At 62.6% G+C, this 22778-nt stretch carries 15 protein-coding genes and 1 tRNA gene; 9 read left to right on the top strand and 7 right to left on the bottom strand.

The genetic code is table 11. The features are described from left to right. Window positions 1–88: 88 nt before the first annotated feature. Entirely contained in the window at window positions 89–1165 is a 1077-nt protein-coding gene (locus A0U93_RS05650; RefSeq protein WP_077806482.1) for an alkene reductase, read from the top strand. A 233-nt stretch (window positions 1166–1398) separates the two neighbouring features. Here the strand turns inward: A0U93_RS05650 and A0U93_RS05645 are convergent, their stop codons facing one another. Beyond that, window positions 1399–1806: a YidB family protein gene (locus A0U93_RS05645; RefSeq protein WP_077806481.1), complete on the bottom strand. Its 408-nt coding sequence runs from the start codon at window positions 1804–1806 to the stop codon at window positions 1399–1401. Between the two features lie 71 nt (window positions 1807–1877). Further along, window positions 1878–5384 (bottom strand): methionine synthase, encoded by a 3507-nt coding sequence (gene metH / locus A0U93_RS05640; protein WP_077806480.1) that lies wholly within the window; start codon window positions 5382–5384, stop codon window positions 1878–1880. Between the two features lie 155 nt (window positions 5385–5539). Between metH and A0U93_RS05635 the strand changes: the two genes are divergently transcribed. The 7 genes from A0U93_RS05635 to A0U93_RS05605 all read left to right on the top strand — a co-directional run bounded on the left by A0U93_RS05635 (window position 5540) and on the right by A0U93_RS05605 (window position 17137). After that, window positions 5540–5974, top strand: a complete 435-nt coding sequence (locus tag A0U93_RS05635) for a hypothetical protein (protein WP_077806479.1) — start codon at window positions 5540–5542, stop codon at window positions 5972–5974. 204 nt (window positions 5975–6178) lie between these two features. Beyond that, window positions 6179–8329, top strand: coding sequence for a peptidase domain-containing ABC transporter (locus tag A0U93_RS05630; protein WP_077808358.1), 2151 nt, complete (start codon window positions 6179–6181; stop codon window positions 8327–8329). A 2-nt stretch (window positions 8330–8331) separates the two neighbouring features. Then, the gene (locus A0U93_RS05625; protein WP_077806478.1) at window positions 8332–9786 is read left to right on the top strand and encodes an HlyD family type I secretion periplasmic adaptor subunit; all 1455 of its coding nucleotides are present in this window, start codon (window positions 8332–8334) and stop codon (window positions 9784–9786) included. A gap of 43 nt (window positions 9787–9829) precedes the next feature. Next, window positions 9830–11596 (top strand): tetratricopeptide repeat protein, encoded by a 1767-nt coding sequence (locus A0U93_RS05620; RefSeq protein ID WP_077806477.1) that lies wholly within the window; start codon window positions 9830–9832, stop codon window positions 11594–11596. Further along, window positions 11571–14510 (top strand): glycosyltransferase, encoded by a 2940-nt coding sequence (locus A0U93_RS05615; RefSeq protein ID WP_077806476.1) that lies wholly within the window; start codon window positions 11571–11573, stop codon window positions 14508–14510. The genes A0U93_RS05620 and A0U93_RS05615 overlap by 26 nt, the downstream gene beginning before the upstream one ends. A 141-nt stretch (window positions 14511–14651) precedes the next feature. Next, window positions 14652–15785 (top strand): hypothetical protein, encoded by a 1134-nt coding sequence (locus A0U93_RS05610; protein WP_077806475.1) that lies wholly within the window; start codon window positions 14652–14654, stop codon window positions 15783–15785. A gap of 131 nt (window positions 15786–15916) precedes the next feature. Beyond that, window positions 15917–17137: a glycosyltransferase family 4 protein gene (locus tag A0U93_RS05605; protein WP_077806474.1), complete on the top strand. Its 1221-nt coding sequence runs from the start codon at window positions 15917–15919 to the stop codon at window positions 17135–17137. 54 nt (window positions 17138–17191) lie between these two features. Here the strand turns inward: A0U93_RS05605 and A0U93_RS05600 are convergent, their stop codons facing one another. The 5 genes from A0U93_RS05600 to A0U93_RS05580 all read right to left on the bottom strand — a co-directional run bounded on the left by A0U93_RS05600 (window position 17192) and on the right by A0U93_RS05580 (window position 22527). Further along, window positions 17192–18661: a carbohydrate porin gene (locus A0U93_RS05600; protein ID WP_077806473.1), complete on the bottom strand. Its 1470-nt coding sequence runs from the start codon at window positions 18659–18661 to the stop codon at window positions 17192–17194. A 186-nt stretch (window positions 18662–18847) separates the two neighbouring features. Continuing rightward, complete coding sequence (gene ppa, locus A0U93_RS05595) at window positions 18848–19369, bottom strand: inorganic diphosphatase (RefSeq protein WP_077806472.1); 522 nt, start codon at window positions 19367–19369, stop codon at window positions 18848–18850. 76 nt (window positions 19370–19445) lie between these two features. Beyond that, window positions 19446–19730, bottom strand: coding sequence for a SelT/SelW/SelH family protein (locus A0U93_RS05590; RefSeq protein ID WP_077806471.1), 285 nt, complete (start codon window positions 19728–19730; stop codon window positions 19446–19448). A gap of 87 nt (window positions 19731–19817) precedes the next feature. Next, window positions 19818–20207 carry a hypothetical protein gene (locus A0U93_RS05585; RefSeq protein WP_077806470.1) on the bottom strand — a complete coding sequence of 130 codons (390 nt, stop codon included), beginning with the start codon at window positions 20205–20207 and terminating at the stop codon, window positions 19818–19820. 109 nt (window positions 20208–20316) lie between these two features. Further along, window positions 20317–22527, bottom strand: coding sequence for an FUSC family protein (locus A0U93_RS05580; RefSeq protein ID WP_077806469.1), 2211 nt, complete (start codon window positions 22525–22527; stop codon window positions 20317–20319). A 177-nt stretch (window positions 22528–22704) separates the two neighbouring features. On the opposite strand from A0U93_RS05580, the gene A0U93_RS05575 reads away from it, so the two are divergent. Beyond that, window positions 22705–22778, top strand: a tRNA-Ile gene (locus tag A0U93_RS05575).

The raw sequence follows: 22778 nt of genomic DNA, 5'->3' as shown, positions 1-22778 counted from the left end.
AGGCGACGGCAATGCAACTGGATCCAGCTTGTCATGTTAGTTCGATGAAAAGCGAACCGATACATCTTTTCTGAATTGTGGAGGCTCCATGCCGAGCTTGTTCGATCCGATCCAACTTGGTGCCCTGACGGCGCCTAATCGTGTGTTGATGGCACCCCTTACCCGCGGACGCGCGACCCGCGAACACGTGCCGACGCCGATCATGGCGGAATATTACGGTCAGCGGGCCGATGCCGGTCTGATCATTACCGAGGCGACGGGAATCAGTCAGGAAGGGCTGGGTTGGCCGTATGCGCCTGGTTTATGGTCGACGGAACAGGTCGAGGCGTGGAAGCCTGTGACGGCTGCGGTGCATGAACGTGGCGGTCGTATCGTGGCCCAGCTTTGGCATATGGGCCGGATGGTGCATTCGAACGTGACGGGGGTGCAGCCTGTCGCGCCGTCCGCGACGCAGGCGCCCGGGGAAGCGCATACCTATGATGGCAAGAAACCTTACGAGACGGCGCGGCCGCTTCGTCTGGACGAAATTCCGCGTATTCTGAACGATTATGAAACGGCCGCCCGCCATGCGCTGGCCGCCGGGTTCGATGGTGTGCAGATTCATGCGGCCAATGGCTATCTGATCGACGAGTTCCTGCGGGACAACACGAACCACCGCGACGATGCTTATGGCGGTGTCCCGGAAAACCGGATTCGCCTGATGCGGGAAGTTACGGAACGGGTCATTTCCGTTGTCGGGGCGGCACGGACATCGGTGCGTCTTTCACCCAATGGCGATACACAGGGATGCATCGACAGCAACCCGGCAAGCGTGTTCGTTCCGGCCGCTCGCTTGCTGGGAGAACTGGGCATTGCTTTCCTGGAACTGCGCGAGCCCGGCCCGAACGGGACGTTCGGGAAAACGGACCAGCCGAAACTGTCGCCGGAAATCCGCAAGGTCTTCAAGGCACCGCTGGTCCTGAATCAGGACTACAGCCGGGCGGAAGCCGAAGCGGTTGTCGCATCCGGTGAAGCTGATGCCATTTCGTTCGGGCGGGCATTCCTGGCCAATCCGGACCTTGTGACGCGTCTGCGCGACGATCTGCCGCTCAATCAGGACAACATCAAGACCTGGTACAGTCGCGGACCGGAAGGTTATGTCGATTACCCTTCGGCTGCAGAATAGGGCGCACGGTCAGGGACGCGCCGGTGATGGACTGGAAGAAGAGGGCAGACGATCGCTAACCCCCTGTCGTGATGACGTTCATGGACATGGCGGTTGCCATGTCGCCGTGAACGTCGGTCCAGAAGTTGACGGTCATTCCGCATACGCAGGATGTTGCTGCGGCAGACAAGGCGGCAGGCTTTCCCGCGTGGCGTGCAACCCGGCCTTTCTGTAGGGTGATAGGGTCGATCGTTTTATGCCGGCGTCGAACCGGCCTTCAGTTCGGCGAGGGCTTTCGAGACGGCTTCGTCCGTCGTTTCATGATTGCGGGCCATCTTGCTGATGATGATCGGGAGCAGCCTGGCGATGACAGGCAGCAAGGGGGCAAGGGGCAGGCCAGTGCAACTGGCGATGAACTTCGCCTGATCGCTGGTCAGGACGCGCTGAATCTCTTCGGTGCTCAATGGTTGCCGTGGACCGTCGCCGACCCAGGAGCGTGCCTTGTCGCCCAGACCGGCCTTGTCGAACTGTTGCATGATATGTTCGATGCCAGTCTGGCCGCCCTCACTGGCAATCAGTCGGCGCAGGGCATCCGAGGCCTTGTCCTCGATCCCGCTGAGGTTCAGCGCCTTGTCCTTGATGCGATTGAGGAAGCCGCTCATGTTTTTGCTCCATATTTCGGATATGTCGGCATCATAACTTGCGGCTGTCTGCTTCGGTTGCGGTGAATACCCTAGACCGTGAAGTATTTGGCTTTCGGATTCAGGGTCACCAGCGCTGACGTCGACTGTTCCGGATGCAGCTGGTAGCCGTCCGAGAGCGAGACGCCGATCCGCTCGGCGCCCAGCAGTTTCAGGATGGGTTCCTGATCCTCGAGACGGGGGCAGGCCGGATATCCGAAGGAGTATCGCGAACCGCGATATCCCTGACTGAGCATCTTCTCCATGTCGCGTGCATCTTCCCCGGCAAAGCCAAGTTCGGCACGAATGCGCTTATGCGTGTATTCGGCCATGGCCTCAGCCATTTCGACGGAGAGGCCGTGTAGATACAGGTAGTCCTGATAGCGATTGCCTTCGAACCACTCGCGCGCGAGATCGGAGGCGCGCTGGCCGACCGTGACGATCTGCAGGCCGATCACGTCGCGACGGTCACTGCCGATATCGTGCACGAAATCGGCAATGCATTCGCCATCTTCCTTCGGCTGGCGGGGGAGGGTGAAGCGGACTGCTTCCGTCGTGCCGTCTTCTTCGAAAATCACCAGGTCGTTGCCGTCGCCCGCTGCCTTCCAGTAGCCGTATATCGCCTGTGGCTTCAGGATGTTTTCCGCGGCCGTGATGTCCAGCATGCGCTTGAGCACCGGGCGGAGTTCCTGCTTCGCGTAGACCATGAAATCATCCAGCGAGCGCCCCTGTTTCCGGAAGCCCCACTGGAATTGATAGAGCGAGCGTTCGTTGAGGAACGGCAGGACGGCATTTGGCGCGGCCTCGACGATCCGCGCGCCCCAGAACGGTGGCGTCGGCGGTGTCAGGCTGTCGGCGATGCGGGCGCGGCGGGCACGGGCAGCGTCCTTGTCCACGGGCTCGAAGCCGCGCGTATCGGCCACTTCCGGCGCGCGCTCGGTGCGGCGCTTCGACTTGCCCGCGCGACGGGTCTGGATGGCGCCGAGATAATCGTCGAACTGCTTCGTGGCGACCTTATCCATCAGGGAAAGGCCGTCGAAGGCGTCGCGCGCGTAGGCGACACGACCGGGCGTGCCGTTGCCGTAGGCCAGGGCGCATTCCTCCTCGACGTAATTCCGGGTCAGGGCCGCGCCGCCGAGGAAGACCGGCAGGTCGATGCCCTGGCGCGCCATTTCCTCGAGATTCTCGCGCATGATGACGGTGGATTTCACCAGCAGGCCGGACATGCCGATGGCATGCGCGTTGTGCTCCTTCGCGGCGGCGATCATGTCGGCCAGCGGCACCTTGATGCCGAGGTTGACGACCTGATAGCCATTGTTGGTCAGGATGATGTCGACGAGGTTCTTGCCGATGTCGTGCACGTCGCCCTTGACGGTGGCGAGCACCATAATCCCGCGCGATTGCCCTTCCACGCGCTCCATATGCGGCTCCAGCCAGGCGACGGCGGTCTTCATCGTCTCGGCCGACTGGAGCACGAAGGGAAGCTGCATCTTGCCCGCGCCGAACAGTTCGCCGACCACTTTCATGCCGTCGAGCAGGACGGTATTGATGATGTCGAGCGGCGGCATGTCCTGCATGGCGGCCTCGAGATCGGCCTCGATGCCCTTGCGGTCGCCGTCCACGATGCGGTCCTTAAGGCGTTCCGCCGGTGTTTCCGCCTTCTTTTTCTGAACCGCGTCAGCGGCCTTGCGGCCGGCGAAGAGTTCGAGCAGCCGCTGGAGCGGATCGTAGTCTTCAGTGCGCCGGTCGTAGATCAGGTCTTCCGCGACCTTGGCCTCCTCCTCCGCGATCAGGTGCAGCGGCCTGATTTTGCTGACATGTACGATCGCGCCCGTCATGCCGGCCCTCACCGCGTGGTCGAGGAAGACGGAGTTGAGAACGGCGCGCGCGGCCGGATTGAGGCCGAAGGAGATGTTCGACAGGCCGAGAATGATCTGGATGTCCGGAAATTTCTCCCGGATCATGCGGATGCCTTCGAGTGTCCATACGCCGAGCTTGCGGTCGTCCTCCACGCCGGTGGCGATGGTGAAGGTCAGGGGATCGATCATCAGATCCGACTGCGGCAGGCCGTGTTTCTCGCAGGCGAAGGCGACGAGACGCTCGGCGATGCGAAGCTTGTCCTCCGGTGTCTTGGCCATCCCGACCTCATCGATCGTCAGGGCAATGACGGCGGCGCCGAATTTGCGAGCCAGCAGCATGCGGTCTTCCGCGTGACCCTCGCCATCCTCGAAATTGATCGAGTTGATGATGGGCTTTCCGCCATGCAGCTTGAGGGCCGCTTCGATGACGGGCGTTTCGGTTGAATCGATCACCAGCGGCGCGTTCACCGAGGCGGTGAAGCGGGTGATGATCTCGTTCATTTCCGCCGTTTCGTTGCGCCCGACGAAGGCGGTGCAGATATCGAGCGCGTTCGAACCTTCCGCCGCCTGTTCACGACCGACGCCGACGCAGCCGTCCCAGTCGCCGGCTTCCTGCAACTCGCGCCATTTCTTGGAGCCGTTGGCGTTGCATCGTTCGCCAATGGAGAAATAGCTGTTCTCCTGCCGTAGCGGAACCTGGCTGTAGAGGCTGGAGACCGATGGCATCCAGAACGACTTGCGCGCCACTGGCGCGGGCCGGTGGCGGTCGCCGCCGCGACGACGCAGCATCTCGTCGAGCGCCTGGATATGGGGTGTGGATGTGCCGCAGCAGCCGCCGACGAGATTCAGGCCGTCTTCCTGGATGAAGCGTTCGACCCAGCTGGCCATTTCGCCCGGGGTGAGGGGGTAGTGGGTCTTGCCATCCACGAGTTCCGGCAGGCCGGCATTCGGCTGGATGGAGATCAGGCCGGGCCAGTTTTCCGACAGCCATTTGACGTGCTCGGCCATTTCCTGCGGGCCGGTGGCGCAGTTCATGCCGAGCAGGGGTACATCGAGTGCGTGTATGGCCGTTGCCGCGGCGGCGATGTCCGGGCCCACCAGCAGGGTGCCGGTGGTTTCCACCGTGACCTGCACGAAGATCGGGGCATCCGAGCCGAGTTCGCGCCGGGCGATCTTGGCGGCATTGACGGCGGCCTTGATCTGCAGCGTATCCTGGCAGGTCTCGATCAGGAACGCATCGACGCCACCATCGACGAGGCCGCGACACTGTTCGACGAGGCCTGCTTCAAGCGTGTCGTAGTCGATATTGCCAAGCGTCGGCAGCTTGGTGCCGGGCCCGATGGAGCCGATGACATAACGATGCCGCCCGTCGGCGAAGGTTTCCGCGGCTTCGCGCGCCAGCTCCGCCGAGCGGCGGTTGATTTCGCGCGCGCGGTCCTGAAGGCCGAATTCGCCCAGCGTGACGATGGAGCCGCCGAACGTATTGGTCTCCACCATGTCCGCCCCGGCTTCGAAGTAGCCACGGTGGATTTCGCGCACCAGTTCGGGTCGCGACAATGTCAGGACCTCGGTGCAGTTTTCCTGATTCCAGTAATCGCGTTCGACATCGAGATCGAGCATCTGCACGCGCGATCCCATGCCGCCGTCGCAGAGAAGAACCTGGTCGTGCAGGGCGTCGAGCAGATGGGGGCGGGTTGTCATATCGGGCGATCGGTCTCGGTTAAGTGGAAAATCGAAAGGACGGGGTGGCGCTTCTTTCAGGGGAACCATACCATGTCTAGCATGATGATCTACGGGCGGCGATTAAACGGGCTGGAGCCCCGTCAGGACAATCCATCTCCTGCGGAGGGGCACGCGTGATCGGTGATGGACGTGTGCCGTTGTGGCTGTGTGCGTCGGTTGCCGGCTGGTCGGCGACGCGTCGCGGCCATGCGGCGCTGCTGGCGATCGGCGATGTGGCGATGAACGGCGGCTGGCTCGTGACGCGACATCTCAAGGTGACGCCGCGGCTCTGGGGCGGGCATGGTGTGAATTGTCCGTGTTGCCAGCCGCATGACGAGGTGGCGCAGGCGCTCAACCTGCTCTTTCAGGACCGGGTTCGGCATCGCTGCGGCGAATTCGGCGAGATTGCGCTGCTCGAATCGTCCTCGCGCATTCCGGCCCGGGCCGCGTCACTGAATGCCAACCGGCTGGTGGAGGCGCGGTATCGCCTGCGTCTCGATGCGACGACGCATGACGGCCAGCAGGCCCATCGCATATCGCGTCGTCCGCATTTCGCGATCGATACCTGACATGCTAGGAAAGCGTTCCCGCGTTTCGGTATGCAACCGTTCGACAGGTGGGTTATACTTGCTTCATCTTGCTTCGCAGCCGTTTCTTCATGCTGTGCGGCTTATATGATTCGCTAATTAAGAGGAACGTCCGTGGAGCATAACGAGCGCGTGTCAGGCGATGCCGAATCCGCCAGTCCGGCGTATATCCGTCTGCGCGCCGCCATGGAGGCGGCTCGTTTCCACGGTGTGGAACTCGATATTCGTGACTTTGCCGCGGAGCCGGGGGAGGCATCGCCGTCGCCGGCTTCCCTGGCGCGGTGGCTGAACGACCAGGGCGCCATTGCCAAGGGCATGCGCGTGCGCTGGCGCTATCTGGTGCGTTTGCAGAACACGCCACCGATCGTGCTGATGTTCAAGGACGGTTCGGCGGCGCTTATGGTGCGTGCCGATCCCGAGCGTGGGGTCATCTGGTTGCGCGATCCGCTCGGGGATGTCGGCAGCGTGCCGGTCGCCGTGGACGAACTCCGGCTGTCGCAGGTCTGGACGGGCGACGTGCTGCTGGTCAAGCGCCGCCGGGATCTGTCCGAAGCCGATGCGCCGTTCGACGTCGCCTGGTTCGCCAAGATCGTCCTGCGTGAGAAGTCCGCGCTGCGTGACATCCTGATCGCCTCGTTGGCCCTGAGCATCCTGACGATTTTCCCGGCGCTGATCGTGATGCAGGTTATCGATCGCGTGGTGAATTACCATTCGATGGCGACGCTGGTCTCGATCACCGGTATCGTGGTCATCCTCTCCTTCTACGAAATCCTGCTGACCTATGCGCGCCGGGAACTGATGCTGGTCGTGACGACGCGCATCGATACCCGGCTTTCGTTGCATGCCTTCAATCGTCTGCTGGCATTGCCGCTGGAATTCTACGAGCGTGAACAGGCGGGCCGCATTCTCGGTCGCTACATGGCGATCTACAAGGTTCGCGACTTCCTGACCGGGCGGTTGATGACCACCTTCCTCGACATGTTCACGTTGCTCGTCATCCTGCCCCTGCTTTTCTACATGAGCTCGACGCTTGCCTGGATGACGGTGGCCTGCGCCGGCCTGATCGGCCTGATCGTCATGGTGTTCCTGGGGCCGATGGCGCGCGTGTACAGCAAGATGGTCGAGGCGGAGATGCAGCGCGGCTCTGTCCTGTATGAAACCGTGGCGGGTATTCGCACGGTCAAGACGCTGGCGCTGGAGCCGACCCGGCGGGAAAGCTGGGATGAGACGACGGCGGATGTCGTGCGCTGGAAGCTGGCGGCCGGCCGCATGGCGAACTGGCCGGCGACGCTGGTGATGCCGCTGGACATGTTCATCAATCGCGGCATCATCATCGTCGGCGCGTATCTGGCCCTACAGAGCGACTCCGGTATGGGGGCCGGTGCGTTGATGGCGTTCATGATGCTGGGTGGCCGCGTGGCCGCGCCGCTCGTGGGACTGGCCAAGCTGCTGGAAGACGTCAATGAGGTCAGCACGTCCCTTGGAGAGGCCGGGGCGGTGCTCAACCAGCCGACGGAAACCAAGGCGCTGACGACAGGCATGCGTCCCCGTGTCAAGGGGGCGCTTTCGTTCCAGAGCGTGAACTTCACCTACCCTGGCGCCGCGATCAAGGCTCTGAACGATGTGAACTTCGAGGTGCCGGCCGGCACCATGCTGGGCCTCGTCGGGCGATCGGGTTCGGGCAAGTCGACCGTGACGCGTCTTCTGCAGGGCGTGAGCCGCAATTATACGGGCTATCTTCGACTCGACGGCGTCGAACTGCGCGAGATCAATCTGACGCATCTGCGCCGTTCGTTCGGCGTTGTGTTGCAGGATAACTTCCTGTTTCGCGGCACTGTGCGGGATAATATCACGGCCGGTCGGCCGGGACTGACGATCGACGATGTCGTGCGTGCCGCGCGGCTGGCCGGTGCCGAGGAGTTCATCGAACGGATGCCGGCTGGCTACGATACGTGGATCGAGGAGGGTTCGACCAACATTTCCGGTGGACAGCGCCAGCGGCTGGCCATCGCGCGCGCGGTCATCTGCGATCCGAAGCTGATGATTCTCGACGAAGCGACATCGGCGCTCGACCCCGAGAGCGAGGCGCTCGTGAACGCCAACCTTCAGCGTATCGGCAAGGGGCGAACGATGGTCATCGTGTCGCACCGTCTGTCCTCTCTGGTTGATTGCGATCAGATTTGCGTCATGGAGCGTGGCTCGGTCGCCGATATCGGGCCGCATGCCGTGCTGCTGGAACGTTGTGACATCTATCGCACGCTGTGGATGCAGCAGAACCGGCACCAGACCCGGGGTCAGGGCACGGGGCCGGCATCGATGCTGGCGGAGGGAGAATAGGCATGAGCGGCTCCGACATCGTACCGCAGAACGACGAAAACGGCGTTGAGCGTTTCGACCAGCATGTGCCACGCCGGGCAGACGATCCGTTCGCGCAGCAGGGCATGCCGCTGGCGCTGCTGGAATTCCATTCGCCGAGCGCGGCGCTGGTCAACATGCCGCCGACGCCGGCGGCAAGGCATATCATCTGGCTGATTTCAGGGTTGTTTGCGGCCAGCATCATCGCCGCGGGCATCTTCCCCCTCAATCGCGTTGTCTCGACCCCCGGGCGACTTGTCTCCCTTGAGCCGACGCTCGTCGTGCAGCCACTGGAGACGTCGATTATTCGCTCCATCGACGTGCATGTCGGTGATTTCGTTCATAAGGGCCAGGTGCTGGCGCATCTCGACCCGACGGTGTCGACAGCCGACATCACCAATATGAAGTCGCAGCGGGATTCGTATCAGGCGCAGGTCGATCGTCTGAAGGCGGAGGCTGACGGACACGATTATCGCCCGAATACGGCCATTCCGGCATCCGTCGAGCAGGGCGCGGCCTTTGCGCGGCGTCAGCAGGAATATACGGCGAAGATCGCGCAGTTCGATGGGCAGATCGCTTCGCTGCAAAGCCAGATCGAAGGCGATCTGGCCAATGCGGCGATGTATCAGAGCCGTTCACGCGTGGCATCTCAGGTGTTGGAGATGCGCCGTAGCCTGCAGCGCGATCAGGTTGGCAGCCGCCTTTCCACGCTGGCCGCGCAGAATGACCTGATGGAAGCGGAGCGGGCGCAGATTTCGGCGCAGCAGGATGCCAATTCGGCGAAATCGCGTCTGGTCAGCACGCAGGCCGAAAAGGAAAACTACGTCCAGAACTGGAAGAGCCAGGTCTATAGTGACCTGAATATCGCGGAGCATCGCCTGGACGAATCGGTCAGCGATTACGAGAAGGCAAATCTACGCAACAGTCTGGTTGTGTTGCGTGCGCCGCAGGATGCCGTGGTGCTGACGGTTGCCCATCTGTCCGTCGGATCGGTGGTGGCAACCGCGAACCAGATCATGTCGCTGGTGCCGACGGGATACGGTCTGGAGATGGAGGCGGTTCTCCGTGGCCAGGATGCGGGTTTCGTGCATCTGGGCGATCATGCATTGCTGAAATTCACGACCTTCCCTTACGACCAGTATGGCGGCGCGGAAGCGACGGTGCGCACGATCAGCGCCGATGCTTTCTCGGGCGAACAGAATACCGGCGGCGCGCAAGGGGGCGGTGGGCAGGGCGGCGATTCTACGTCTCTGAACGGGTATTATCGCGTGCGGCTGCGGATTGATCGCTACACGCTGCATGGTGTGCCGACCTTCTTCCATCCCATCCCCGGCTTACCGGTGACGGCGGACATCAATGTCGGCAAGCGCACCCCGTTGCGTTATTTCTTCAACCGCATCATCCCTGCGGCGACTAACGGCATGCGCGAGCCTTCCTGAACGGGAAGGCCGCTTCTGCCATGAACGATGAACGAGGCACGCCGTGTCGTTGAAGCTCCGGATCGCTGCCCAGTTTTCGCGCGATGCCAAGCTGGCCTATGGCATTTCCCTGATGGAAGCGGGGGAGGATCCCGCCCGGGGATTCTCCGTGCTCAGCAGTCTGGCGTCGCAGGGCGTTACGGAGGCGCAGTTTCGTGTCGGACGGGCCTACCTGGACGGGATGGGAGTGCCGCCCAGCCTGGAGGAGGGCGCTCGCTGGACGCAGATGGCGGCCGAGAGTGGCCATGTGCAGGCGCAGTTTGTATTGGCGACGCTCTACACGATCGGCCTTCCGGAAGGATTCGAGGCGCAGAAGAAGGTCTCTATCGCGGCCAATGCGCAACCACGCCCACGTGTGCCGGATTTCCGACAGGGTGGCGTCTGGGCACGCAAGGCGGCGACGGCCGGCTATCCCGATGCGCAGGCGCTGCTCGGCTATATCCTCACGAACGGACCGGAAGACCTTGCGGACCAGCAGGAGGCCTTCGACTGGTACGAAAAAGCCGCGCAAGGTGGGTCCTCGCAGGGGCATCTGGGCCTCGGCATGGCCTATCTCTATCGCGCGCAGGACGATGAGACGCGCCAGCGTGCGACGGAGGAGCTGAAGAAGGCGACCAGAGGCGGCCTCAGCACGGCATTCTATCTTCTGGGCGTGATTTTCGAGCAGGGCGTAGGCCAACCGCGCGATCCGTCGGCGGCTGCGCATTACTATCGTCAGGCCGCCGAGAAGGGCATGCCGGCAGCGCAGACCAAATACGGTCTGGCTCTTCTGGAAGGGCGTGGCGTTACGCGCGATATGCAACGCGCCGAGACCTGGCTGCGTCGTGCCGCGCTGAATGGTGAGACGCAGGCTGCCGCCTTGCTGGGCGATATCTATGCGCGCGGCGGCGAGTTGCCGCCGAACTATATCGAGGCCGCGAAATGGTATCGCCTGGCGGCGGATCAGGGGCACGGCCCGGCAGCACGGGCGTTGGGGCTTCTGTATCTGACAGGTGCGGGTGTCCACCGCGATCCGAACGAGGCGGCGCGCTGGTTCCGCGTTTCAGCCGAGCGTGGGGATCGTACGGCGGATTCGGATCTGGGCAACCTCGCCCTGTCCGGGACAGGGTCGGAAGAGGAGAAGCGTGCCTTGAAGGCGCGTTTCGAGCGTGCGGCGCAGGACGGCGATCTGGTCGGGGCCTTCAATCTCGGCGTTTGTCTGGCCGAAGGCGTCGGCACGGTGCGGGACGAGCGCACGGCGGCGGTCTGGATGAAGCGGGCGGCGGATGGCGTGGTCAATGCCCAGTATTGGCTGGGCCGCATGATGGTCGAGGGGCGTGGCTTCGAGACGAATATCGCCGAGGGTTGTGCATGGCTTGAGAAGGCCGCGGCCGCCGGGATGACGGATGCGCAGATGCTGCTGGCGCAGATGCTTGTCACGGGCCGTGCCGTGGGCGGCAAGGACCACGCCCGCGCCATGGCGATGTATCAGACTGCCGCCGAGCGCGGCCAGGTGGATGCGATGTTTGCGCTGGGAGCGATGTATGGCGGAGGGCATGATGTGCCGGAAGACCGCGTCGAGGCTCAGGTATGGTTTCGGCGCGCGGCGGAACGCGGCAACGGGCTGGCACAGTTGATGCTTGGTCGTTATCTCGTCCGGGGGCTCGCAGGTGTGCGCGACGAGGATGAGGGGCGCCGCTGGTTGCAGCGTGCCAGCGCGCAGAATATCGACGAGGCAAAGGCCGAACTCGCGAAACTCGGCGGTCATGAGCCGGCAGCACGTGTCGGCTGAAGCGCCGACGCAGGTTCCTCCTCGTCCGGTATTCGCGGGATACGGGCATGAAATCTCGGATCGGGACCGTGCGGCGTGGCAGCGCTGGATTGATGGCCGCGCGCAGGATTCATTTCGGCGTGGACAGGCGGCAGCTTCGGCAGGTGACGGACCGACAGCGCTTTTCTGGCTTGATCGCGCGGCGCGCATGGCACGCGACAATACCCATGTCGCGCTCGCGCTGGGGATGGCGCAGCTTTCCGCCGGGCGATGGGCCGAGGCCCTGGCGACAATGGACCGCCTTTCCGCAAGCTGTGTCTTGCGCGAAGCCCTCTTCGGGCAGGCAGTTGCCTGTTTGCGCCTGGGCGATCCCATGGGCGCGTCGCATATATTGGGACGCGCATTGTCGCGATTTGCACCGGCCCCGGCGGTTCATGCCATGGCGGCACAAGTGGCCGAGGCCGCGGGTGCGGCAGGGTGGTGCGGCGTGGAGGGCGGCGGACGTGTCCTTGGCCTGTCAACGGGGGCGGTGACGTGGCGATTGCGTCGCTCCGCATCGGCGGGGGGCACGACGCGTTGGGCATCCGGTTTTCCCGGCGATCTGCCTGCAAGCTGGCGTGACGCCGACTGGCTGGACGTTTTGGCCGACGGGCGACCGTTGCTTGGCAGCCCGGCCGATTTGCGGGCGATCAGACGGTCCGAGGGGGTTGTCCAGCCTGCGGAAGGCGGGGTGGAGGGTTGGCTCTGGCATCCGGCGGATCCGGATCATGTACCGGTCCTGCAGATCGAGGGCGAACAGGGGGCAGCGATGCACCTGACGCTGACGGTTCCCGCAACCGATGTCGATACCGATGTGCCGCTCGCGCGACCCCGTCGGTTTTTCGTGCCGACAGATCAACTGCCGGAAGGCACGCTGCGTTTTCTGGATGGGTATGGCGCCGGGATTTCGGGCAGTCCGATTGATCGGGGATTGATACGGCTGTTCGATGCGCCTGTGCGGCGCGCGCCGGAGAGGCCGCGACGCCGGAGCGGGACGCAGCCCATTCCGGCGGTCCGACCGCGTGCGGCGGGTTGGCTGGTCATCGTTCCGGCCTATCGCGATCTGCCGAAACTGCGTGCCTGCCTGCAAAGTGTTTTCGATACCATGCCGGATGGCGTCGAGATCATGGTGGTGGACGACGCGACGCCGGAGCCGGCTCTGGCGCGGTATCTCGATCGTCTGGCTGCGTCCGGACGCATCACATTGCGACGGCAGGATCGTAATGCGGGCTTTCCGTCAGCGGCCAATATCGGGTTGCGCGCGGCTGCCGGTCGGGATGTGGTGCTGCTGAACAGCGACACCATCGTGCCGCGTGGCTGGCTTGAGGGGTTGCGTCACGTCCTGGATGCCGAGCCGACGATCGGCACGGCCACGCCGTTCTCCAACGATGCGAGCATCCTGTCCTATCCGTCGGTCAAGGTTGCCAATCCTCCGCCGGATCGGCGCGAAACGCAGCGTCTGGCCGATCTGTGTGCGCGGTTGCCGTTGCGGCTCGATATCGACCTGCCGACCGCCAATGGTTTCTGCATGGCGATCCGGGGCGATTGTCTGGCGCAGACCGGCCTGTTGCGTGAGGATGCATTCGCGCAGGGTTATGGCGAGGAGAACGATTTCTGCTGCCGGGCGACCGCATTGGGCTGGCGACATGTCGCGGCAACGAATGTGTTTGTCGCTCATGTCGGGGGCGTATCATTCGGTGCGGCGCGCCGGGCGTTGATGCGGCGTAACCTGCGCATATTGAACAGGCTGCATCCCGGATATGACGCTGCTGTTCAGGCATTCGTGCGTCGTGATCCGTTGTTCGAGGCACGCCGCGCCCTCGATGGCGCCCGGCTTCGGCAGGCCTGTGGGAGGAAACGCAGTATTGCCATGCTGCTGCATGACAGCGGCGGCGGTGTCGCGCGCGTGGTGCGGGAACGAGCGGCGGCATTCGAGCATGGGGGGCTGTTCGTGTTGACGATCAGGCCTGACACGACAGGCTGTCGTCTTATCTGCGCGGCTGTTGAAACCGACAGCCTGGTTTTTCGCCTGCCAGCGGAATGGCCTCAGTTGCTGGGGCTTTTGCGTGACCTGCGTGTGCAGTCGCTGGAATGGCATCATCTCATCGGTCATGCGCCGATGATGCGCGGTCTGCATCAGGCGCTGGCTGTGCCCTACGATATTTTCATCCATGATTATGTCTGGTTTTGCCAGCGCGTTTCGTTACTGGGGCCGCGGGAGCGTTATTGCGGCGAGCCCTCGCCGGAGGGCTGCGCGGTTTGCATCGCCGAGGTCGGTAGTTACCTTGGAGAAACGATTTCCATGCCGGACTTCCTGGCGCGGTCGGACCGGGAGTTGCGGGGTGCGCGACGATTGATGGCGCCTTCAGGCGATACGGCACGTCGTATCGCACGACACTTTCCCGACCTGACGGTTGATGTCCTGCCGCTGGAGGATGACGCCGCGTGGCCGGACATTCGCATGATGACGCGCGGCTTCGCGCGGCGGCGGATCGGATTCGTGGGTGGTATTGGCGCGGAGAAAGGCTACGACGTGATCCGGGCGCTGGCGGAGGATGCGCAGATGCGCGATCTGGCGCTGGACTTCGTCGTGGTCGGGCATACACCTGATGACGAGGCGCTGTTCGAAACCGGTCGCGTTCTGGTGACCGGCGAATATCGGGAAAGCGAGGTGATGTCGATCATCCGCGATCTGCATATCGAGATTGGTTTCATTCCGTCGATCACGCCCGAAACGTGGTGTTTCGCGCTGGGTGTGATCTGGCAGGCGGGACTGCCCTGCGTGAGTTTCGATCTGGGTGCGCAGGCGGAACGTATCCGGCGAACGGGAAGGGGCTGGACTGTCCCGTTGGGCATGCCGGCATCGGCCCTGAACAATTTTCTTTTGCGTCTGTAGATGCGGGTGGATCGGGTTTACCACCGGGAAAGAACTGATAAGATAGAATAGTTTGGTAAGTGACTGGTGCTGGTCCCTGCGCCCTATGCATAGACGGTATCGGTTCGGGACGTTATTTTCTCAAGTATCGGAATGGTCGTAATGTCGAAGCCGGAACAGGCGCCTGGTCAAAACCGCGTTGTCGACCTGAAGGTCGCTGCTCATTTAATGACGCTCGATGCCGGATTGTTCTGCATCTTCCATGCGCCGGGCCAGTCTCGCGCGACGGCGGGGGGCTTGCCGGGCGTGCGTGTTTCCCATGCGCCGAACATGCCGGTGGGTCTGGTCTCGATTTCGACTTTCGATGACGACGGATGGCTGGGTGCCAGCGATGGGGCTGCGCTGGTAAAGGTCGCGCGTGGGCCGGCGCAGGTTCTGGTGACGATCTATCAGGCACCGAACAGCACGTCCGAAGCGCCGCGCCTGCAGGTGGTGCAGTTGGGTGGTGTGCGTCCTGCGCAGCCCGCGCCCGTCGCGGTTGCACCGTTGCCGCAGCCGCACGCCAATCCTGCCACGGCACCCCAGGCGATGCATGTGGCCGGCGGTGGCGCGACCGAGGCGCCTGCCGGTGGCAAGCCGGAGATTGCGGCGCATGTTCAGCGGCGCGGCGATGTGCTCTCGCGTCTGGGGGAGTGGATGGGCGCGCCAGGTAGTCAGGCGTGGATTGAAGGTTTCGGCGTCTCGCCGGATGGGATCGTCCCGGAGAGCGACATCGAATATCAGGCGGTGCTTGGCAAGGGATGGTTGTCTCCCTGGGCGGAGGGTGGCCAGTATTGCGGTAGCCGTGGCATGGCGCTGCCGATTCTGGGTCTGCGTGTGCGGTTGAAGGGCAAGTCTGCCGAGAAATTTGATGTGCAGTTGACGGCGACGTTCACGGATGGCAGCCGTATCGGCCCTGTGGACGGCAGGACGGCGGCGGAAGCCGAGAGTCTGGCGCCGCTGGAGGCGTTCCTGCTGGAAATCGTTCCGCATGGTGCAGCAAAGGTGGAAAAGCCGTCCTCGGGTCCGGTCGTCGAGAGCGCCGGCAAGGTTGCGGACAAGCCTGCGAAGCCGCGCAAAAAGGCAGCGGTCGCATCTGCGCCGGCTGAAGCGCCCGCGACAGTCAAAAAAGAGCCTGCCAAATCTGCGGCGAAGCCAAAGACTGCTGAAGCAACCGTGGTTCCGAAGAAGGCCGTGAAAGCAACGGGTGCCGCTGCCGGCAAGAGCCCTGCCAAGGCCGATCGTTCGCGTCGCTAGACGACAACGGCGTGCTCTCCGAACCACCAGGGGGGCACGCGCGTTCCGAAGTCGGATCTCATGCGCGGCGGTGACCCGAAAAAATAATATTCAGTGCGACGTCACCTCGTATTCCAGTCAGGCGCGGTCAATTGCGATATCTCTTCGTCCACCAGAACTTTCCGGGGCAGTTTCTTCACATTCTGCGTTATCTGCACCGGCAGGGTGGGCATGAGATCGTCTTTATCTCCGAGGCCAACGAAGGCGCATTACCCGGTGTGCGGCGCGTCATCTACAAGCCCACCCGCCAGCCGGGCGATACGACGCATCCGTCGTTAAGGGAGCTTGAACTGGCGCTGGGCCGTGCCGAAGCTGTGGCCCGGACGGCGAACACGCTCAGGAACAATCTGGGTTACGTCCCCGACGTCATCATCGGGCATCATGGCTGGGGCGAACTTCTGAACATCGGCGATGTATATCCCGGTGTTCCGGTGCTCGGTTACTTCGAATTCTTTTATCATGCCGATCGATACGATGTCGGTTTCGACCCCGAATTTCCGGCGCGACCGGAACTGGCGGCGCAGGTTCGACTGAAAAATGCCGTCAATCTGCTGGCGCTCAATCTGCCAGGATTCGGACAGACGCCAACGGAATTTCAGCGTAACACCTACCCCGACTGGGCGCGCCGCAGGATCGCGCTTCTTCATGAAGGTGTCGATCTCGATCTGTGCAAGCCTGATAGGCAGGTCGCGCGTAAGCCGGTCGAGATCAATGGCGTCGTGATCGCTCCGCAGGATAAGCTCGTGACGTTCGTTTCACGCGATCTGGAGCCTTACCGGGGTTTTCACAGCTTCATGCGCGCTTTGCCACGCATTCTCGATGAACGGGCCGACGCGCGCGTCATTCTGGTGGGCGGCGATGGGGTCAGTTATGGCACCCGACCGGCAGCCGGGACGTGGCGGGAGGTCATGTTGCAGGAACTTGGCGACCGGATCGATCTGTCACGCGTGCATTTCGTCGGGAAGGTGGAATATGCGCGCTTTCGTGTCCTTCTCCAGCGTTCCGACGCGCATGTCTATCTGACCTATCCTTTCGTGGCATCCTGGTCGCTTCGGGAGGCAATGGCCACAGGCTGCGCGATTGTTGGCAGTCGCACGGCACCGGTGGAGGAATTCGTCGAAGACGGCAGGACAGGCCGACTGGTTTCATTCCTTTCGCCTGTGGAGATTGCGGACGGCGTCCTGGAACTGCTGGAAGATCGCAAGCTGGCCCAGCGTTTGCGGAAAAACGCACGCCTGAAAGCGGAAGCGAGTTTGTCGCTTGACGATTATCTGCACAATTACGATGCCCTTATTCAGGATATCGTAAAATAAAAAGGGCCGCGCTCCCGAGAGCGCGGCCCTTCTTTCAGGCAGGAGAGAAAGATTTCAGAACAGTTCGATATGGGATTTGAAGCCCAGCATGGCAGCGTCCTTGAGGCCCTGCTGTGCGCCCGGACGGATGAAATACTGGAAGTCCGGCATGAACGTGACGCCACGGAAAACGTGGATCTGATACATGGCTTCGACGATCATCCCGTTCGTTTGTGGGAAGTAGGAACCGTTCAGCAGCGATGTGTAACCGAGGCTCTGTTGCAGTTCCTGTGAACGCGTCACGCGTTCTGCAACCTGCACGTAGCTGAAGTTGACGCCCCATGCGTCCAGCGGGCGGGCATGCCAGAAGCCGCGATCCAGGACGCCGAGGTTGTACTGACGCTCGCGAGTCTGGGTAACCGGGCTGTTGTTGTAGAACGTGGCGATCGCGATCAGGCCAGCGTCAGGACCGTTGCCGTGATGACGGAACAGCATCTGATCGGCCAGTGCCCAAGCGGACCAGGAGTTGTGGTGAATCTTCTGCTTCTGCCCGGTCAGGATGTAGGGATTGCCATTGATGTCGTAATACTGATCCGGGTGATCGGCCGTATCGACGGCGCCGCCGAGCTTATAGTGGCCAGGCAGTTTGTCGTGTCCGAACAGGGGTTCCCAGCCCACTTCGACCGGTGCGGCTTCGCCATCGATATCGGCGCCGTTGAGCTTGAAGCCGGTGCGCATCTGCTGGACGCCGTAGATGCCCTTCTCGTGGAAATAGACACCGGACTGGATATATGTGTCGGTCGTCGGACGAACGCGGAAACGCGCCGCCCATCCCGAGTCAGGATAGGACGAGTGGGACGTGTTGTCGGACGCTGCTTTCGGGTTACCGCAGAATGCATTGTTCATGAAGTTGCAGTACAGCGGGTTTGCCGAGAAGTCGGTCAGCAGTGGAATACGGCCTGCTGCTGCATCGAAGCGACCGTTCCACAACGTTTCCTCGCCATAGCCATAAACGAAATGGATCGCGACGTTGCCACCCGCGCCGTAGATTTCCTGGCTTGGGTTGAGGTTGTCACCGAACATGCGGCTGGCGGGAATACCGTAGCGGCCGACCATGACGGTGTGGGTCGAGAAGCCCTTGATGCCGGCCAGTCGTTCCCAGTCGATATCCGTTTCCAGGCCGTATTGACCGGCGTTGGCGCTACCCTGACGAAGGCCGAGGCCTTTCGTCGGGGAGGTGAGAGCGCCGGAGAATTCATCGACGTTATCGAGCAGGATGGCGATGCCGTGCGAACGAAGCCAGGTGTTCCAGCCGAACGGATCGGGCCAGAGGGCTTCCGGGTGCGGCAAAGGCGGCACGGAACTCTGTGCGAAGCTCGTCTGGCCCAAGGGCGTGGCCACGCGGACGCTGGGTGCCAGACCTGTTGAGTTGGGGGCGCCCCCGGCAGTCGCTGTTTGTGCGGAGGCGTAGGAGGATACGGCAATAGTCGTGAGCGCTGTAAGGATCGCGCCGAGCGACATGTGCATCAGACAAGCACGTAGCATAGGTTTTATCCGTCAGTCGGCCCATGATGGCCGATTGCCCTGGCTGGATACCGACGAAGCATCCTCCGTAACCAGAACATGACGGGGTTATTACATCCAATTCATAAAGCACACCAGTAGTGTGACGCGTCTCACGCTCAATCAAGCGTGAGCAGGCATCGAGGTGTTACCTCGATGCCACAGGTGCTATTTTGCGGCGTCCAGCGCGGCCTTGATGGCTTCCTTGGCAGCGTCCGGACCAGTCCAGCCGGCGATTTTGACCCACTTATTGGGTTCCAGATCCTTGTAGCGCGTAAAGAAATGCTCAATGGCCTTGCGCGTGATCTCCGGCAGGTCGTCGATTGTCTTCACGTCCGTGAACTGCGGATGAATCTTGTCGTGCGGAACGCAGATTATTTTCTCGTCCTGACCGCTTTCGTCTTCCATTTTCAGCATGCCGATGGGACGTGCGCGGATGACGGCGCCCGGTACGATCGGCGCGGGGGCGAGAACGAGCGCATCGGCCGGATCGCCATCGGCCGCCAGCGTATTGGGAATAAAGCCGTAGGCGGCCGGATAGGCCATCGGCGTGAAAAGGAAGCGGTCGACGACGACGGCGCCGCTATCCTTGTCCACTTCGTATTTGACCTGTGAGCCTTGCGGAATCTCGATGACAACATTGATGTCGTTCGGCACGTCCTTGCCGGGCGAGATTTTTGAGACGTCCATGATTCGATCCTGATCTGCGGTTGAAGACAGGAGTCGAAACTACCGTTCTCACGGAGGTCTGCCCAGAGGGCGATCGTCACGGTTTGTCCGTATGTCCCAGATTCCGTTCGGGAGAGACGACATCGCGAACGCGTTGCTTGAGTTCCTTGGGCCCTGGGAATCCGCCGTCGCGTTTGCGTTCCCATACGACGCGCTCATCAACTGCGATTTCGAAGCGTCCACCCATATCGGGGATCAGGGCGACTTCACCGAGCGACTCGCCGAATGTCGAGAGCAGTTCCTGCGCCATCCACGCGGCGCGCAGGAGCCAGTTGCACTGGGTGCAGTAGCGGATGGAAATGCGCGGGCCGGTCGTCGACATGATGCGAATGCTAGCACACATCATGAGCCGGACTTAAGCGGCAAGGTTGCATGGTGATGCCTCCCGTAGAAGCACCACCATGAGGAGTCAGAGCATTGGTTGCGCGGCTTTGACGGCGTTCTGGCATGTCGTCTTGCGCTGGTCGATCTGTAGGACCGCCATATCGTAGCGCGTGCCGTTGCGAGTCATGTAGCCAGCGGTGCCGGTCGCGTAATCCATGCTGCCACCGGTCATGTTGACGGACTTGTATTTCGCGATCAGGCCGTCGAGCGGGGGATTGCCTTCGTCGTAGGACAGATACTGAAGTTCGACGCAGTAGTTCAGCAGGCCTGCCAGATTGTCCGGGGAGATGCCGGTCAGGTTTTCCGTGCCGACGCCCAGGTTCGGTGTCGCGCCGGGGGGGAGCGCATAGGCTGCATTGGCGGAGAAACCGAGGCCAAAGGCAAGTATGGCGGCCGGAGCAATGCGACGAAGCATAAAACGAGATCCCTTCAACGAATCGGGGTTCCCCTTCGGGAGCCCGCCGCGAGGCGATTCGCGGCATGTCAGAATGGGCTCATACTGACCGTAAGAAAAGCATGTGACATTACATTTCTGCGTGATGGTCCTGTAGCGGGGTATGACGATTCGACGGGTCCAGGAACGGGTTACGTGCATCGAAAAAGGACCGGTTGCTATCGAGTTCGGTCGCGACGATGTCGAGGCTGGCGAGTGCCGCGATCAGGATGAACCGGATTCGGGGACTTTGTTCATGGCGTTCGTTGCGTCGCAGGGTCGCGATGGCCAGGCGGGTGGCGCGCAGGGTGCGGCCGTAATGCCCGCCGTAACGACCGCTGAAGTGGTTCATCCGGGCCAGCATCATGTTCAGGGCGCGTTTCGCTCCCGGCGGCAATGCGGCGCCCCGGGCAATCGTGCCCAGACGCAGCAGGTTGAGTGCCACGCGCATCGCCGAAAGGATGCCGTTCAGATAGGCCGTGACGACCGGGGTGGACGTGCCGCCCGCATTGTTCATCAGGCGAACGAAACGATCCACGTGGCGTGCGACGATGTCGTCAACCGTCGCGGCGCGTTGACCACCTGCCAGGTCGCGCAGGCCGCGCAGAATGTTTTCACGCATGGTCCATCGTTGCTGCGCGGCGTCGTAGGGCAGCACCACCCGGAACATCCATGTGGCGTAGAACAGGCCCAGGAAGAGCGGCAGGGCGGTATTGAAATAGATGATTTCGTCGGTTCGGCCCTGATTGCTGGGGCCGACGATGATCGGCAGGAACAGGTTGTAGGAGACGGCGGACAGTGTAAGCGGCGGGTGTGCGAATGCCAGTCCGCCCAGCAGCATGGCGACTCCGAACCACATGGCGAGAATCTCGAAGCTGCCGGCTTCGCCCAGCAGGCCGAGATCGAGGATGCCGCCGGCCAGTATTGCGCAGCATGCGCCGCGGAAGAAGGACTGCGTGGCCAGGGCGGGACGCTCGAGCGTGGAGAACAGGCTGCATACGATGCTGACGAACATGAGGAAGGCCAGACCGTCGGACCATGCCGTCGTCACCCAGATGACGCCGGCGCCGAACACGGTGAGGGAGGCGCGCAGGCTGTTCGTTACGGCCTGATGCCAGTCGCGATAGACGTGTAGCGGCTCGCGGAACGTGTCATGCACGGGCGGCTTTCGGCTTGCGTCGAACTGGCGCAGGGCCGTGCGGAGGGCGTCGATCAACTCGACGAGCGCCTGTTGCAGCATGCCGTGGCGCAGGTCGGCGGACTGCGTGTTTCCGTCCTGCGTCGTGGCGTCGAAGGCCTGGACGACTTCGGCACGGCAGGCATGCCGCAGGGTGCGTAATTCATCGAGCAGCGGGTCGATGCCGGGCAGGGCGCGCAGGCGCGACGGAAGACCGTCCAGGAAAGCGCGGATCGTTTTCGCCTGGGTGTGGAAGGTATCGTCCTGGCTCATGGGGACACGCATCAGCGTTGCGAGATCGAGGCCACGCGCCAGCAGGATGGCGATATCGGCCAACGCGGCGCGCGCATGGTCGCCGGCGTGGTCGTGGCGACCGAGTTCGACTTCCGCGAATTCGACCTGATCGCTCAGGGCGGTGATGTTGCCGAACAGGGCGTGCACATTGTCCATCGCTCCCGGCTTGCCGGCGAGCAGTCCGGAGATGGCCTGTAACGCCGGGGTCAGGGACGATTCGAAGTTCTCGGCGAGTTGCTGTCGGGTGCGCCTGGCGAGGCCGAGCTGGAAAATCGCGGAGACGGATGCTTCGAGGACGATGCCCAGGACAATGTATGTGGCGCGCGCGGCGGCGATCTGGAAAATGTGGTTGGGATCGGTGATGCCGTCGAGTGAGATGATGGCGTAGGTGAAGCCGGTCGCGCGCATGCCATGGATGCGATAGTTCGTCATGGTCGCCGGACCGGGCAGGAATGTGCCGATCAGGCAGAATGACCCGATACCCAGCGCCAGCAGGACGATGAACAGCATGGGTGCCTGAGGGCAGGCCGCGACCAGGGCGATGGCGGAGAACACGCCCAGGACCATGCCGAACAGATGCCAGCGTGCTTTCGCAAGACTGCGGCCGCGTGTGCCCTGTGCGACCATCCAGACGGTGAGTGCTGCCCATTGCGGGCTGCCCAGTTCCATCCACAGCGCGATTCCCAGAGCCAGAAGGGACGTGCATGTGGTGCGCAGGGCGTAACCCGCCATGACGGGGTCGGGCGCGTAGAGCCAACGGAAGCGCTTCAGGAAGGGCAAGGAAAAATCCCATGCCGCGTGTGCTCGCGGCGTGCGGTATGCGGATGGCATCGACGCCTCTCGTCCCCGGAGAAACCGCTGTAGACAGCGCCACGCCAGTCGGTCGGGCGGCGGGGACGCGTCCTGCCCGGGATGGTGTTGGCGGCACATCTTATGCGGCGACGCCATATTTTGTCATGTTACGCTCTTGCAAAACGGCGCGAGGTGCGCGATTTCGACGTGATCTGTGCGCCTGTAGCTCAATTGGTTAGAGCAGGCCGCTCATAACGGCTTGGTTGCGGGTTCGAGTCCTGCCGGGCGCA

This window comes from Neoasaia chiangmaiensis (assembly GCF_002005465.1).
In the GTDB taxonomy this organism is placed as follows: Bacteria; Pseudomonadota; Alphaproteobacteria; order Acetobacterales; family Acetobacteraceae; genus Neoasaia; species Neoasaia chiangmaiensis.
Note: the sequence above shows the minus strand (reverse complement) of the source record. Positions and strands in the feature narration are given on the sequence as shown.